Source organism: Erwinia sp. INIA01, from assembly GCF_025947915.1.
GTDB lineage: Bacteria > Pseudomonadota > Gammaproteobacteria > Enterobacterales > Enterobacteriaceae > Erwinia > Erwinia coffeiphila.
On the sequence record NZ_JAPDNC010000005.1, the window covers coordinates 215,862 to 229,623 of the forward strand.

Consider the following 13,762-nt stretch of genomic DNA (forward strand, 5'->3'; position numbering starts at 1 on the left):
GTCAGTTCAGATGTTGTAAACAAAAACTCTAAGACTGAAAAACTTTACAGCGGACGAAATAAAATCAATACGGTATCTTTGCGAGGTCATCTTCACTCAAACCGGTTATCTTCATCACCGTGATCGGGTCCAGTCCATTGCGCAGCATCATTCGCGCAATTTTCAGCGTAGCTGAACGTTCGCCGCGCTGCTCCCCGAGCAGAATCCCTTTTTTCATTCCTTTCTTTTCAAGCTGCTCTGCAAGAGTCATTAGCTGATCCTTATGCGACGGCACGCGCTGTGCCAGTTTACGGATAAAAACCTCTGCATCGGACAATTCCGCCGAGTGCGCAAAATAGTTTACCAGCGTAACCAACTGCTGTCCCGTCATGTGTTTTGCCAAAATCAGGGTTGCCAATCGATCCAACAGCCCGGTGAGATCGCGCTGATGGATATGTTTTTCATGTCTGAAAAATTACCGAATAAGGCACAACGGCATAGACATAATTCTGAGTATTGCCTCGCATAAATAAATGTAAATTATATGCAATAACCAGTATGTCTTAATAAAAAATCGAATTTACCCGCCTCGGCATTTTTGGTTTAAAAAATTGACCTGCACTGGAACATACTCACCTCGTTTATAACTTAAATATAGAAACTCAGACACTATCCTCTCGAGTTATTTCAACAATCAAAACCCGCATTGCTAATAAACGAGCACTAAATAGCGAAAAATAATTCACACTCAAGGCATCAAAACCGATGAAAAATGGCCAGGGAAAGACCAAAAATCACACCAAATGTTCGACCACATCCCGGCTATGCCGCTGGACCAGCGGGGTCGTTGCCTGTGTGGCTGTGGCTGCCGTGCTTGCCTGGTTAGCCACTCTTATCATCCCCAAACCTGGCTATCCCAACGCTAAAATATCCTTACCGATGGATGAACAACAGGTTGCACGTGGTGAATATCTGGCTCGCGTGGGTGACTGTGTTGCCTGTCATACGGCCCCCGGTAAACCGGCGTTTAGTGGCGGTTTACCCATCGCCTCCCCGATTGGTGGCATGATCCCGCCGAACATCACGCCGGATAAGAAAACCGGTATTGGTAACTATTCGTTTGGCGACTTTGAACGTGCGGTCAGATACGGCATTGCTCCTTCAGATGACACGCTATACCCCGCCATGCCGTGGACCTCTTACTCGCGTATTACTGACAACGACATGGCAGCGCTTTATGCCTATTTCATGCACGGTGTTACGCCTGTCGCGGCTCCCCGCGAGCACAACACCATTCCCTGGCCGCTCTCGATGCGCTGGCCCATGACCTGGTGGCGCTGGCTTTTTGCACCAAAACCACTGCCGCCGGGTCCGTTGCCGAAAGAACCGGTTGCGCTCGGTGCTTATTATGTCACCGGCCTCGGCCACTGCGGTGCCTGCCATACGCCCCGCGCCATCACGCTGCAGGAAGTCGTTTTTGATAACAGCAAAGGCACCCAGTACTTGTCCGGCGGTCAGGTCATTGATGGCTATTCGGTGCCCTCACTACGCGGCGAGCAGCGTTCAGGGCTGGGGCAAACTCACGCTGATGAAATCGTTGCGCTACTGAAAACCGGCCGTTCAGATAAAACCGCCACTTTCGGCCCGATGTCCGATGTTGTCACCCACTCCACACAATATATGTCGGACAGCGATCTCTCGGCCATCGCCGCTTATCTGCGCTCGTTACAGCCGAATATCATACAGGATAAGCCCTATTACGATTTAACAACCCTGAATCAGTTATCGCGAGGAGAGGCATTAAGCCCCGGAGCAAAACAGTATTTATCCCACTGCGAAGGCTGCCATTTATCTAACGGACTGGGCTACAAAAATAAATTCCCGGCGCTGGCGTTAAATACCATGGTCAATAATCCCGACCCGGCCAGCTTAATAAAAATTGTGCTGGAAGGCGCAACCAATGCCGAAACAAAACACAACGACACGCTTTATTCCATGCCCGCTTATGCCGATTCACTCAGCGACGGAAATATCGCCGACATATTGAATTTCATTCGTTCGTCATGGGGCAATCAGGCCCCTGAAGTGTCCGCTTCAGCGGTGGCCGAGGTGCGGCAAAATATAACAACACGCAACGCTAACAGCGTACGCGACTAATGAGAACTGACGGAGTGGGTATGAAAAACAGCAATCGCCGCTTACTGATATGGCTTTTCCTGACCAGCATGGCGATTTTCGCTGCGCCGCAGGCACTGGCGATGTCGGATGGCACGGATGGTAAAAGCCAGGAATTTGCGCAGCCCGAAACGGCCAGCCGCTGCATGAGCTGCCATGGTCCGGGCGGTATAAGCCAGAATCCGGAGTGGCCCAATCTGGCCGGGCAAAAAGCACCCTATTTACGCAGTCAGCTCCAGGCCTTTCGTGACGGCAGCCGTAAAAACGGCATGATGCAGAACGTTGTGAACGGTCTGACGGACACAGATATCAGCCAACTTTCTCATTACTTTAGCCAGTTGCCTTCCGCCAACCCGTAATCTGACAAGGAGCTTTTGTGCAGACGTTATTACTGGCACGCAGACATTTCCTCAAGGCCGCAGCTGCCGTTGGCATACTGTTTTCAGGCCTGCTTCGCCCGGTCACCAGTTTTGCTGCCGGCAGCGATCCTGTTCGACCAAAAGGCTTCAAGGGGCCCTTTATCAGCCACGCCGACCCGCGCTATTTCCGCTGGTTCTGGGCGATGACCTGGTACAATAAAAAGCCGAAACGATTCCCTGATGTGATTGCTCAGCCGCTGGACGCTGAAGATATAAAAATCCTGCTGATCTATGCAAAGCAGACGGGGCGTCGGGTTGCACTGCGCAGCTCCGGGCATAACATCACGCTGGCCCCGTTACGTAACGGCGCAGTGACCATCGACATGTCGCGTTTTAACAGTATTGAGCTGGACCCGCAGACCAAAACCGCCTGGGCCGGGCCCGGGGTTCTTAGTCAGGAATTGAACGAAGCCACCTTTGATAAAGGGCTGGTATTCCCAGGGGCGCATACCGGATTCGTTACCCTCGGTGGATTTCTGTTAGGCGGTGGCATGGGCTGGAATATGCCCGCCTATGGTATGGCGTGTGGGTCGATTCTGGCGGCAGAGGTGATGTTAGCGGACGGCTCGATCGTCATGGCCTCGCCCGAAGAAAACCCGGATCTCTACTGGGCGATGCGCGGCGTTGGCCCGGGATTTTTCGCCGTAGTATTGCGCTACAGACTAAAGCTGCACGATGCGCCCACCGCGATTATGAACAGTTTTTACTTTCCCGTTACGGACCTGCGCCCCGCGCTGGATGAAATCATGACGCTGCTGCCGGCCAATGCGAAGCGTTCGGAGATCCTCGGCGCGCTGGGCAAGTTCTCCCCGCCGGGTACACCGCCGTCAGAACAGCGCTGGCATCTGGCGCTTAACGTGATTTCATTTGGCAGTACGGAGGCGGAAGCACGGGAAGTGGCCGACATTTTTAATAACAGCAAACTCCCGGATTTGTGCACCCTGCAAAGCGTGCATAATCGCTCCCTGACCTATCTGGATCTGTTCCAGGCGCTGGGCGCAACGGATGCCTACAGCACCAGCAGAACCAGCGAAACGGCCTTTTTCACCGATCGGCCAGAGCTGGCGCTGCCGGTTGTTGCCGAACTGCTGGAAAACGAAGCCGTTGATTCGCGTTCGTTTGGTTTTTCGGTGATTGATACCAATCCGACGGTGCCGGAACCGTGCAGTTTTACCTACTGGGCACCGCACTATATCTCCTGGTATCTGATCGGCTCAACGGAAGAAGAAATTGAGGCGAACAGGAAGCTGATGCTGAAACTCAACGCGGCGATCAAACCGTACGCGAAAGGTTACTACATTAATGAAATCGATTTGGATGTCGCCCCGGAGATGGTGAATCAGTGTTTTTCTGCCGAGAAATGGCAGAAGCTGAATCAGGTCCGGGAAATGTACGATCCGGAAAAACGCTTTTACAGCTATATCAAACAGGAAAAGGACGGGGTTGTTGTCTCTGACATGTGAGGTACAGGAGGCAGTCTGCGCATGCTTTGCGCGTCAATTGCGTCATACGCCAACAGATAATGGCTCATTGGTAATCAGTCATCAATTTTTGATTTCTTAGTTTGGCTTTGAAAAAGTCACTTTGACCTTTATCCAGGCAGCCATTGCGCGCAAGTGCACAATGGCTGGCCATAGTACGGTTACCTGCTGTTCTGTTCCGCATCCCGGCACGGTACTTCCGCCAGCAGCAGCGAAAAATCTTTTAGCGTGCGTTCCAGTGCCCCGTCGTTATTTAGCGTCAAGCACCCTGCCGAGATCGGCTCTGCCGCACGCTGCATCCGACGGGCAATTTCGCTTTCGTCCTCGCGTCCGCGCTGGCGCAGCCGCTTTGCCAGCACCTCCGGCGAAACCTGCAGGCACACCGGCAGCAGACGGTCGCCGTAGCGCTGCTGTGCAATCGCCAGATGGCGGCGCGAACCGTTGACCACCACGTCCAGTCCACTGGCCAGCCACAGATCGATCTCGCTACCCAGCGCGTAGTAAAACTGGTGCGCCTGCCACTCAATGGCAAACATGCCGAACTCGCTGCGGCGCAGGAACTCATGCTCGCTGAGCGCAATATGATTTTCCCCTCCGGCAGAGGCGCTGCGGGTAATATAGCGGTGCGCCACTACCACCCGATCGGGAGCGCTTTCGCGCAGTGCCAGCAGCAGGCTGTCCTTGCCGGAGCCGGATGCCCCCATCAGCCAGATTAACCGCGCCATCAGAACACCATCCGGCCTTTCGCCCAGACGTTTTTGATATAGACCTGTTCCCTTGGCTGATGAACCAGCACCAGATCCGCACGTTTTCCTTCAGCGATCACGCCACGATCGGTCAGCCCGATGGCGTGCGCCGGGTTACGGGTGACCAGCGCAACGGCGGCAGGCAGATCCATCGCGATCTCGTCATCAGCAGCCAGACGGAAGGCGGCATCCAGCAGACTGGCCGGATAGTAATCCGAGGAAAGGATATCCAGCAGCCCCTTCGAGGCCAGGTCGCGTGCTGCTACGTTGCCGGAGTGCGATCCGCCACGAACGATATTCGGCGCGCCCATCAGCACCTGTAGCCCCATCTCGCGCGATGAACATGCGGCCTCTTCGGTGGTCGGGAACTCGGCGACCGTGCTGCCCACGCCTTTCGATTCCAGCACGTGTTCGTGGGTGGCGTCATCATGGCTGGCCAGCGGAATATGATACTGGCGGCACCAGGCGGAGATCGCCTCACGATTTGGCGTCGACCAGCGCGAGGCAAGGCGCAGCTGCTCGGCCTGATAGGCATCCAGCTGCTCGTCGTTCATCTGGTATTTCCCGCCGAAATAGATACGCCAGGCGTCCAGCGAAACGTACTGGCGCTGGCCCGGCGAATGGTCCATCAGCGACACCAGCGACAGTGCCGGATTGCACATCAGCTGTTCAAACAGCGGCAGCGTGGAGTCGTGCGGCAGCTCGCAGCGCAGATGCAGGCGATGCTCGGCGCGGTTCAGGCCGTGTTTTTCACTGTGGCGGATGGCATTAATCATCTTGTTAAGATTTTCCATACGGTGGCCGCCATCGCGCACGTCGCCCACGCCGATGGCATCCAGCACCGTGGTGATCCCGCTGGCAATAATCAGCGCATCGTGGCTGCTCATTGCCGAATGCGCAGGCCAGTCCACTTTCGGACGCGGGGTAAAGAATTTATCCAGATTGTCGGTATGCAGCTCGACCATACCGGGCATCAGCCAGCCGCCTTCACCATCAATGGCTCCCGGCAGCTGACTTGGCGTTTCGGCATAGGCGGTAATGATGCCGTTATCACAGGCCAGCGAACCGCTGACCACTTCCCGTTCGAGGATAAGCTTTACGTTGTTAATGATCATACGGCGTGCTCCGGGGTAACAGACTGCATCACATGCAGACGATCGGCGACGCGTTCGCGCACCGCATTATCATGAAAAATTCCGACGATGGCGGCACCGCGGGCGCGCGCCTGTTCAATCAGCGAAACCACCGCAGCACAGTTGACGCTGTCCAGCGAGGCGGTGGGTTCATCCAACAGCAGAATCGGGGATTCGGCGATAAAACCGCGCGCGATATTGACCCGCTGCTGTTCACCGCCGGAAAATGTTGACGGCGGCAGCGACCACAGACGCGACGGCACGTTCAGGTGCCCCAACAGCGCCTGCGCCCGCTCTTCGCTTTCTGCCCGATCCACGCCGCGCTCCAGCAGCGGCTGCATCACCACTTCCAGCGTGCTTATACGCGGGATCACCCGCAGAAACTGGCTGACCCAGCCAATCGTGTCGCGGCGCAGCGCGAGGATCTGCCTGGCCGGGGCGCTGACCAGATCCACCCACTGCTGATGGTGCTCAACCCAGATATGGCCGCTGTCCGGCAGATAGTTACCGTACAGCGAACGCAGCAGTGTGGATTTACCGCTGCCGGAATGCCCGTGCAGCACCACGCATTCGCCAGCGGCCACCTGAAGGGACGCGTTATTCAGCACCGGAAGCCTTGCGCCGTGCTGATTGTGCATGACGAAGGTTTTAGACAGATTCTCGATGCGCAGTTTGAGGTTCATAGCGGTTTCTCAACATGGGTTACAGAATGGATGACACCAGCAGCTGGGTATAGGGATGATGCGGATCGTCAAGCACCCTGTCGGTCAGACCGCTCTCCACCACCTGTCCCTGCTTCATCACCAGCAAACGATGGGCCAGCAGACGCGCCACGCCGAGATCATGGGTGACAATCACCACCGCCAGATTGAGATCGCGCACCAGGTTACGCAGCAGATCCAGCAGCCTCGCCTGCACCGACACATCCAGTCCACCGGTCGGTTCATCCATAAATACCAGCTTCGGTCCGGTGACCAGGTTGCGGGCGATCTGCAAACGCTGCTGCATACCGCCGGAGAAAGTGCCCGGCAGATCATCGATGCGCGCCAGCGGGATCTCCACATCTTCCAGCCACTGGCCGGCCTTCTCGCGGATCTGCCCGTAGTGGCGCTCGCCGACCGCCATCAGCCGCTCGCCGATATTGCCACCGGCCGATACCTGCGCCCGTAATCCGTCCATCGGATACTGATGCACCACGCCCCACTGGGTGCGCAGCAGGCGGCGGCGTTCACTTTCGCTCATCGCATAAAGGTCATTACCCTGATAGATAATTTCGCCGTGCTGCGGCGGCAGTCGGGCCGAAATTGCCTTCAACAGAGTGGTCTTCCCGGAGCCGGATTCCCCTACGATCCCCAGCACTTCACCCGGGTAAAGTTCAAATGACACATCGCTGAAACCCTTACCCGGCGCATAAAGGTGGGTAAGCTGATTGACCGTCAGCAGCGGTGACTCACTATTCATGACTGGCTTTCCTGTTGCTGATGGCAGTAATCGGTATCGGAGCAGACAAACATCCTGGTGCCGCTGTCGTCCATCACCACCTCATCCAGATAGCTCGTGCGCGATCCGCAGATGGCGCAGGGCTGATCCCACTGCTGGACGGTGAACGGGTGATCGTCGAAGTCGAGGCTTTCCACTTTGGTATACGGGGGCAGCGCGTAGATGCGCTTTTCACGCCCGGCACCGAACAGCTGTAGCGCGGGCATCATATGCATTTTCGGGTTGTCGAATTTCGGGATCGGCGACGGGTCCATCACGTAGCGATCGTTGACCTTAACCGGATAGGCATAGGTGGTGGCGATATGACCGTAGCGGGCAATATCCTCATACAGCTTCACCTGCATGATGCCGTACTCTTCCAGCGCGTGCATGGTGCGGGTTTCGGTTTCGCGCGGCTCAATAAAACGCAGCGGCTCGGGGATCGGCACCTGATAAATCAGCACCTGATCTTCAGTCAGCGGAGTCTCGGGAATGCGGTGGCGGGTCTGGATCAGCGTAGCATCCACGGTACGCTCGGTTACCGCTGCGCCGCTAACCCGCTGGAAAAATCGGCGGATAGAAACCGCATTGGTCGTATCGTCGGCCCCCTGATCGATCACCTTCAGCACGTCGTGTTCGCCGATCATACTGGCGGTCAGCTGGATACCGCCGGTTCCCCAGCCGTAGGGCATCGGCATTTCACGCCCGCCGAACGGAACCTGATAACCGGGGATCGCCACCGCCTTGAGGATCGCCCGGCGGATAGTGCGTTTGCTTTGCTCATCCAGATAGCCCGGATTGTAACCATGCAGTTCAGCCACGTTGCTTCTCCTGATACTCCGCGCGCAGGCGCTTTAACAGTTCCAGCTCGGCCTGGAAATCGACGTAGTGCGGCAGCTTGAGGTGCGACACAAAGCCCGCCGCCTCAACGTTATCCGCGTGCGACAGGACAAATTCCTCATCCTGCGCCGGGCTGGTGATGCGCTCACCGTACTCATCGGTTTGCAGAGCGCGATCCACCAGCGCCATCGCCATCGCTTTACGCTCGGCGCGGCCAAAGACCAGGCCGTAGCCGCGGGTGAAATGCGGTGCGGCATCGGCAGGGGTGGTAAAGCCGTTGACCATTTCACATTCGGTCAGCAGGATTTCGCCGATCTCCAGCGGGAAGCCCAGCTCCTCGGGCGCGATTTCCACCGTGACGTAGCCGGTACGGATCTCACCGGCAAACGGATGGGTGCGGCCGTAGCCGCGCTGGGTGGAATAGCCCAGCGCCAGCAGGAAACCCTCATCGCCGCGCACCAGCTGCTGTAGCTTCGCCGAGCGCGGCAGCGGGTAAGATGGCGGATCGCGGGTAATATCCAGCGGTTCACTGCCGTCATCCTCTTCGGCAATTGCCAGTCCTTCACGGGTCATCAGGTCAAACATATGCGGGCAGCGCTCGTCCAGCGGCTGTTCTGCTCGCTGCGCGGGCGGCGTTTTTCCCTCGGCCAGCAGGGTAAAATCCAGCAGGCGGTGGGTGTAATCGTAGGTTGGTCCCAGCAGCTGTCCGCCGGGCAGATCTTTATAAACGGCGGAGATCCGTCGCTCTACGCGCATCTTTCCGCTCTCCAGCGGCAGGCTGTCCGCGAGGCGCGGCAGCGTGGTGCGATAGGCGCGCAGCAGGAAAATCGCCTCCACCAGATCGCCACTGGCCTGCTTGATAGCCAGCGCGGCCAGCTCGCGGTCGTGGATGCCGCCTTCGGTCATCACCCTGTCCACCGCCAGGCCCAGCTGCTGGTCAATCTGCTGACACTGCAACTCCGCCTCACTGCGGTCGCCGCGTCGCAGATCTTCCTGTAGCCGGTGGGCGGCGGCTATCGCCTTCTCGCCCCCTTTCACCGCAACGTACATCAGCACACCTCCACATTGGTGGTGCGCGGCAGGGCCATCATGTTTTCGCCACAGGTGAAGATCAGATCGATACCCTGAGGGAAGGTATGCGCGCGTTTACGCAGGAATTTCAGCACGCTTTCCGGCAGCTGCGGCGCAATCGCCCGGGTTTCCATCAGTCCGGGACCGCGCAGGCGCAGCGTCAGACCACCGCTCAGCCCGGCGACATCAATAATCAGCGTGCTGCTTTTCTCCGGCGAGACGTTGTCGCCCGGCGAGAAGCTGGCGATATCAACGGCGGATTTGGCGTGCAGTAGAGCAAACGGCGCGTCGGTACGATCGGTAACCGGCGCACCGGTGTGAAAACGCAGATTGTTCAGCAGCGCCTCATCATGAAAGCGCTCATCGATCCACAGCGGTGTTTCACGATCCACCAACGTCATCAGCACCGCCGTTGCCGCCACAGAGGTACGCCCCCAGGCGGGCAGCGACGGCAGAGAAACCATCACGCCCGGCTCGCTCATGGCTTTAAGAATACGACGGAAGGCGTGCTGGGCATCGGCGACCGGATGGCTGAAACTGGCGAGTAGAGTCATTAATTGTCTCCCCTGACGAGGGTGAAGAAGTCAACGCGACTGCTGGCAACTTCGCGGGAACGCAGCAGCAGCTGTTCCTGACGTGCGGCGGCCAGCGGCGCAATAATCTGTTGATGAAGAGCCTGTGCGCTGTCGTCCTGAAGCAGGGCATCCAGCAGCGCGCAGCGTTCCGCGTGGGCTTTATCGCGCCCGATAATATAGCTGTAGCCGCAGGTGCCATTTTCCAGCTGAACCACCGCGCGGGTGACGGTGGTATCACCGAGAATGAATCGACGCCCGGTTCCCCCCATTCGCGCCTGGAGGCGGGTCAGCCCGGTTTCCGGCGCGCGCAGCAGTTGGTACTGCGGTTGCAGCGTTGATGGCCAGTGCGCCAGCAGCTGTTGCGGGCTGCTGTGGGCCAGTACTGAGAGCCAGTGCTGGCGGGCCTTATGTGCTTCCATTTAATGCTCCAGCGTGAGTTCAATCATGTCGGCACGCGTCAGGCTGACGGAGTATTCCGCCATCGCGCCGCTGCCGTTACGGGTATTCAGAGTGCGCACGCACAGCAGTGGTGCATGCAGCGTAACTTCCAGCAGACGGCTCTCTTTTGCCTGTGCGCGGCGGGCAGCGATGCGCGTCTGCTTGCGCGTCAGATCTTCGCCCAACTGCTGGCTGATAAAGTCGTGCAGCGATCCGCTGGTAAACTTTTGCAGCTGTGGCCACCAGTCCAGATCGGGCAGGTAGTGATTAATCACGCACACCGGCACGCCGTTAACCCGGCGAAGGGTGCGCAGGTGGATCACCGTATCGCCCTCGTTACAGGCCAGCGCGACGGCTACTTCAGCGTTGCAGGGGCGTAACACGGCCAGCAGGCGTTCGCTGGTGGGGTGGCTCCCCTGCTCCATCAGGTTCTGGCTGAACCGTGCCTGTGCGTGCAGCGGGTAGTCGTACGGGCGCATCAGCACCAGAATGCCAACGCCCTGACGGCGCTGAACCAGTCCTTTATCAACCAGTTCATCCACCGCGCGGCGCAGGGTATGACGGTTGACCTCATAGTGTGCGGCCAGCTGTTTTTCCGACGGCAGATATTCGCCGCAGCGATAGCGGCTGCGCAGTTCATCTTCCAGCCGAGCGGCGATGGCCTGATATAAAGTGGTCGGATGTCTGGATAAGTTGAGCATTAAAAAAATCTCCACAGCGTCATACCCGGCGGGAAGCTGTCTTCAAATTGCTGCTTCCTGCCACCGATGGCCGTTACTTTGCCGGGGTTGTGTGACACTGCGGTTAAGGGGAGATGACGTTTGTGAAATGGTGCTAAAGAAGAGGATTCGCTGGCCGTCAGGTGCTCAGGTTGACCGTTACAGGCAGATCGCCGAGACGCCGTTAATCCCTCCCTGGAGCCCTGGCTGCCGCATCCTTGCGGCAGACACTCGGCTAACCTGTCCCGTAGCGGTCATCCTTTCAAACACGGGTGTTGCTGCCATCTCATGTCAGATTATCCGGCAGCGATACCAAAGCATTGAGGCAATCGGGGCTGGACGGATTAGCGGACCGTCCGGTGCTAAGGCCGACCGTTACGGGCAGATCGCCGAGACGCCGTTAATCCATCCGTGGAGCCCTGGCTGCCGCATCCTTGCGGCAGACACTCGGCTAACCTGTCCCGTAACGGTCATCCTTTCAAACACGGGTGTTGCTGCAAACACCGTTAGTTTTTACCGACAGCAACATATTGGTTAGCAGGCAATCGGTGTGGGCCGGGTTCGCAGACCGTCGGGCGCATGGACGCGCCCGTCGAGGCTACAAGGACGTATTCACGCCGAGTCGGCGAACCCGGCCCACACCGATAAGCCAGATGCGAAACAAGCAGCTACACCAAATCCAGCCCCGATACGCCAATCGCGGAAACTGAAGCAACTCCCTGAGCACATCGCTCCATGTCTGACTTATAGTTATTACCTCTGCCCCAAAACAGGAAACGCAAAATGGATCAACAACGCTGGGCCGCCGTCGACAATTATCTGATTGAACAACTCGTCCCGCAGGATGAGACCCTGCTGGCCGCACTGGAAGCCAACAAACACGCCGGACTGCCGCCGATTGACGTGGCCCCTAATCAGGGAAAGTTACTCTATCTGTTCGCCAAAATGATCGGTGCCAGACGCATTCTGGAAATCGGCACGCTGGGTGGGTACAGCACGATCTGGCTTGCACGCGCACTGCCGGAGGATGGCAAAGTGATCACCCTTGAGTATCAGCCGCGCCACGCCGAAATCGCCAGTCACAACATTCGCCGCGCCGGGCTGGAAAGCAAAGTGACCATCCTTGTTGGTGCCGCACGGGATACGCTGCCAACCCTCGAAGGTTCCGCCCCGTTCGATATGATCTTTATCGATGCCGACAAACAAAATAACCCGATCTATCTGGAGTGGGCGCTGAAATACTCGCGTTCCGGTACGGTAATCATCGGTGATAACGTGGTACGCAGCGGGAAAATCACCGATGGCGAAGATGCCGATCCGAATCTCCAGGGGCTGCGGGAATTTCTCAGCCTGGTGGGCAACGACGATCGGCTGGAAGCCACGGCGGTTCAAACCATCGGAGCCAAAGGCTGGGATGGACTGGCGATGGCGAGGGTGAAATAAGATAAGTTTGAGCCCGGCGGCCGTTATGTGGCCCATCTATGACGCCCCGTTCCAGCCTTTCTGGATTCTGTGTCGCTGTTTTTAAAACCGTGCTGAGTGCTTATTCCTTTGGCTTTTGTGCAGTTGCTTTAAAACCGAGCTGTGGTAGCCGGGGTAGGTCCGAGCGTTACGGGCAGATCGCAAAGACGTCGATAATCCATCCCAGTAACCCTGTCTGCCGCATCCCTGCGGCAGACACCCGGCTAACCTGCCCCGTAGCGCTCTGCCCTTATGGCTTCTGTTTCGCGATTTTAAAACCAGGCCGGGTGGTCATTCCTTGAGGTTTTGTGCGGCTGTCTTTGAAAACGGGCTGTGGTGGTTGGGGGGCTCCCAGTATTGCGGAGAACGATGCTAGCCATGAGGAAATCCCCGAATGGGGATTTGCACTCACTTGACCATATATTTGCATTTTACCTGCCTGCTTGCATTTCATTTGGACATCTGCAACAACAAAATGAAAACAAGTCATCTACTGAATTGACTGACGGCTTTGAGCGAGGAACGGACGCTCACGGATGACTTACTTAATATTTTCATCAATATAAACATAACATCCCTTCGATAAACTGGTAGTTGGATGTTTCTTAAGTAAACGTCTAGACTGTCCTGATTGCTTGACCTATGCCTTTCTTTACTGACAATAGGTCATATATAGAGTTTTAGGTGTTGTTGTTATTAATTTAAATTCAAAATTTAAATTATTCCTCTTGAGTTACTGGCATGTTAGAATTCGAAAATGAATTTATGGAGGGTGTAAGTTGTATTTTTTAAATAAAAAAGTCTTTGTCATGTGTTTATTATTTTCTCCTAGTCTGGTTATGGGTACTGAGGCTGGATTAAAATACACAGTCAAAGACATTTCCTATACCATTGAACAAAAATGCCTTGCATATATTTCATTAAGCAGGGATCTAGATAATGAAAATGGAAGCTATTCACTTGGATTACAATTGAGAGATAGTGAATTATGTGCAAAAAAAATTGAATCAGCTAATCGCCAGCAATGTCGGTGATAGATTGAAAATGTATTTTGACTCCAAGATAATAAATGATTCATTTATTGCATCGACCATTAAGACTCAGAATGTATTTACTATGTCACTTGAGAATGTGACGTTGGGGAATGATATTATTGCGTTCTATAGCGAGTAAAATATCAATTATTGCCATTCTTCCCGCCCTGAAGGGCGGGGATACCTTCAGGGCTGAGATAAGTCCCGCCCCA

General features: G+C 56.1%; 13 protein-coding genes and 1 pseudogene. 4 read left to right on the forward strand and 10 right to left on the reverse strand.

Going from position 1 to position 13,762, the window contains the following annotated elements; all coding sequences use genetic code 11:
• Positions 1-64 precede the first annotated feature (64 nt).
• Positions 65-442, reverse strand: a pseudogene (locus OMR58_RS11110) (Rpn family recombination-promoting nuclease/putative transposase); the annotation flags it as partial.
• 302 nt (positions 443-744) lie between these two features.
• Between OMR58_RS11110 and OMR58_RS11115 the strand changes: the two are divergent.
• Genes OMR58_RS11115 through OMR58_RS11125 form a run of 3 tightly spaced genes read left to right on the forward strand, consistent with a single transcriptional unit; the run spans position 745 to position 4,036 of the window.
• The gene (locus OMR58_RS11115) at positions 745-2,136 is read left to right on the forward strand and encodes a cytochrome c (protein WP_264545933.1); all 1,392 of its coding nucleotides are present in this window, start codon (positions 745-747) and stop codon (positions 2,134-2,136) included.
• 20 nt (positions 2,137-2,156) lie between these two features.
• Entirely contained in the window at positions 2,157-2,513 is a 357-nt protein-coding gene (locus OMR58_RS11120; RefSeq protein ID WP_200560798.1) for a c-type cytochrome, read from the forward strand.
• A 17-nt stretch (positions 2,514-2,530) separates the two neighbouring features.
• Entirely contained in the window at positions 2,531-4,036 is a 1,506-nt protein-coding gene (locus tag OMR58_RS11125; RefSeq protein WP_264545934.1) for an FAD-binding oxidoreductase, read from the forward strand.
• A gap of 179 nt (positions 4,037-4,215) precedes the next feature.
• On the opposite strand, the gene phnN is transcribed toward OMR58_RS11125, so the two are convergent.
• From phnN to phnF, 9 genes are read right to left on the reverse strand one after another with little or no spacing between them, the layout of a single operon-like run.
• Positions 4,216-4,779, reverse strand: a complete 564-nt coding sequence (phnN, locus tag OMR58_RS11130) for a ribose 1,5-bisphosphokinase (protein WP_200560796.1) — start codon at positions 4,777-4,779, stop codon at positions 4,216-4,218.
• Positions 4,779-5,915, reverse strand: a complete 1,137-nt coding sequence (gene phnM / locus OMR58_RS11135) for an alpha-D-ribose 1-methylphosphonate 5-triphosphate diphosphatase (RefSeq protein WP_200560795.1) — start codon at positions 5,913-5,915, stop codon at positions 4,779-4,781. Before phnM ends, phnN begins: the two co-directional genes overlap by 1 nt.
• Positions 5,912-6,616 (reverse strand): phosphonate C-P lyase system protein PhnL, encoded by a 705-nt coding sequence (phnL, locus tag OMR58_RS11140; RefSeq protein WP_105594868.1) that lies wholly within the window; start codon positions 6,614-6,616, stop codon positions 5,912-5,914. The genes phnM and phnL overlap by 4 nt, the downstream gene beginning before the upstream one ends.
• Before the next feature lie 19 nt (positions 6,617-6,635).
• Positions 6,636-7,394, reverse strand: a complete 759-nt coding sequence (gene phnK, locus OMR58_RS11145) for a phosphonate C-P lyase system protein PhnK (RefSeq protein ID WP_105594867.1) — start codon at positions 7,392-7,394, stop codon at positions 6,636-6,638.
• Positions 7,391-8,233: an alpha-D-ribose 1-methylphosphonate 5-phosphate C-P-lyase PhnJ gene (locus OMR58_RS11150; protein WP_105594866.1), complete on the reverse strand. Its 843-nt coding sequence runs from the start codon at positions 8,231-8,233 to the stop codon at positions 7,391-7,393. Before OMR58_RS11150 ends, phnK begins: the two co-directional genes overlap by 4 nt.
• Entirely contained in the window at positions 8,226-9,302 is a 1,077-nt protein-coding gene (locus OMR58_RS11155; protein WP_105594865.1) for a carbon-phosphorus lyase complex subunit PhnI, read from the reverse strand. Before OMR58_RS11155 ends, OMR58_RS11150 begins: the two co-directional genes overlap by 8 nt.
• Positions 9,302-9,877: a phosphonate C-P lyase system protein PhnH gene (phnH, locus tag OMR58_RS11160; protein ID WP_200547813.1), complete on the reverse strand. Its 576-nt coding sequence runs from the start codon at positions 9,875-9,877 to the stop codon at positions 9,302-9,304. The genes OMR58_RS11155 and phnH overlap by 1 nt, the downstream gene beginning before the upstream one ends.
• On the reverse strand, positions 9,877-10,317 hold the full coding sequence (phnG, locus tag OMR58_RS11165) for a phosphonate C-P lyase system protein PhnG (RefSeq protein ID WP_264545935.1): 441 nt from the start codon (positions 10,315-10,317) through the stop codon (positions 9,877-9,879). The genes phnH and phnG overlap by 1 nt, the downstream gene beginning before the upstream one ends.
• On the reverse strand, positions 10,318-11,037 hold the full coding sequence (gene phnF, locus OMR58_RS11170; protein ID WP_200560793.1) for a phosphonate metabolism transcriptional regulator PhnF: 720 nt from the start codon (positions 11,035-11,037) through the stop codon (positions 10,318-10,320). It lies immediately after the preceding gene.
• Between the two features lie 801 nt (positions 11,038-11,838).
• On the opposite strand from phnF, the gene OMR58_RS11175 reads away from it, so the two are divergent.
• Positions 11,839-12,498: an O-methyltransferase gene (locus OMR58_RS11175; protein WP_264545936.1), complete on the forward strand. Its 660-nt coding sequence runs from the start codon at positions 11,839-11,841 to the stop codon at positions 12,496-12,498.
• Positions 12,499-13,762 lie beyond the last annotated feature (1,264 nt).

Coding starts and splice junctions, on each gene's coding strand:
- OMR58_RS11115 (WP_264545933.1), top strand. CDS start 745: ATGAAAAATGGCCAGGGAAAGACCAAAAATCACACCAAATGTTCGACC.
- OMR58_RS11120 (WP_200560798.1), top strand. CDS start 2,157: ATGAAAAACAGCAATCGCCGCTTACTGATATGGCTTTTCCTGACCAGC.
- phnN (WP_200560796.1), bottom strand. CDS start 4,779: ATGGCGCGGTTAATCTGGCTGATGGGGGCATCCGGCTCCGGCAAGGAC.
- phnM (WP_200560795.1), bottom strand. CDS start 5,915: ATGATCATTAACAACGTAAAGCTTATCCTCGAACGGGAAGTGGTCAGC.
- phnL (WP_105594868.1), bottom strand. CDS start 6,616: ATGAACCTCAAACTGCGCATCGAGAATCTGTCTAAAACCTTCGTCATG.
- phnK (WP_105594867.1), bottom strand. CDS start 7,394: ATGAATAGTGAGTCACCGCTGCTGACGGTCAATCAGCTTACCCACCTT.
- OMR58_RS11155 (WP_105594865.1), bottom strand. CDS start 9,302: ATGTACGTTGCGGTGAAAGGGGGCGAGAAGGCGATAGCCGCCGCCCAC.
- phnH (WP_200547813.1), bottom strand. CDS start 9,877: ATGACTCTACTCGCCAGTTTCAGCCATCCGGTCGCCGATGCCCAGCAC.
- phnG (WP_264545935.1), bottom strand. CDS start 10,317: ATGGAAGCACATAAGGCCCGCCAGCACTGGCTCTCAGTACTGGCCCAC.
- phnF (WP_200560793.1), bottom strand. CDS start 11,037: ATGCTCAACTTATCCAGACATCCGACCACTTTATATCAGGCCATCGCC.
- OMR58_RS11175 (WP_264545936.1), top strand. CDS start 11,839: ATGGATCAACAACGCTGGGCCGCCGTCGACAATTATCTGATTGAACAA.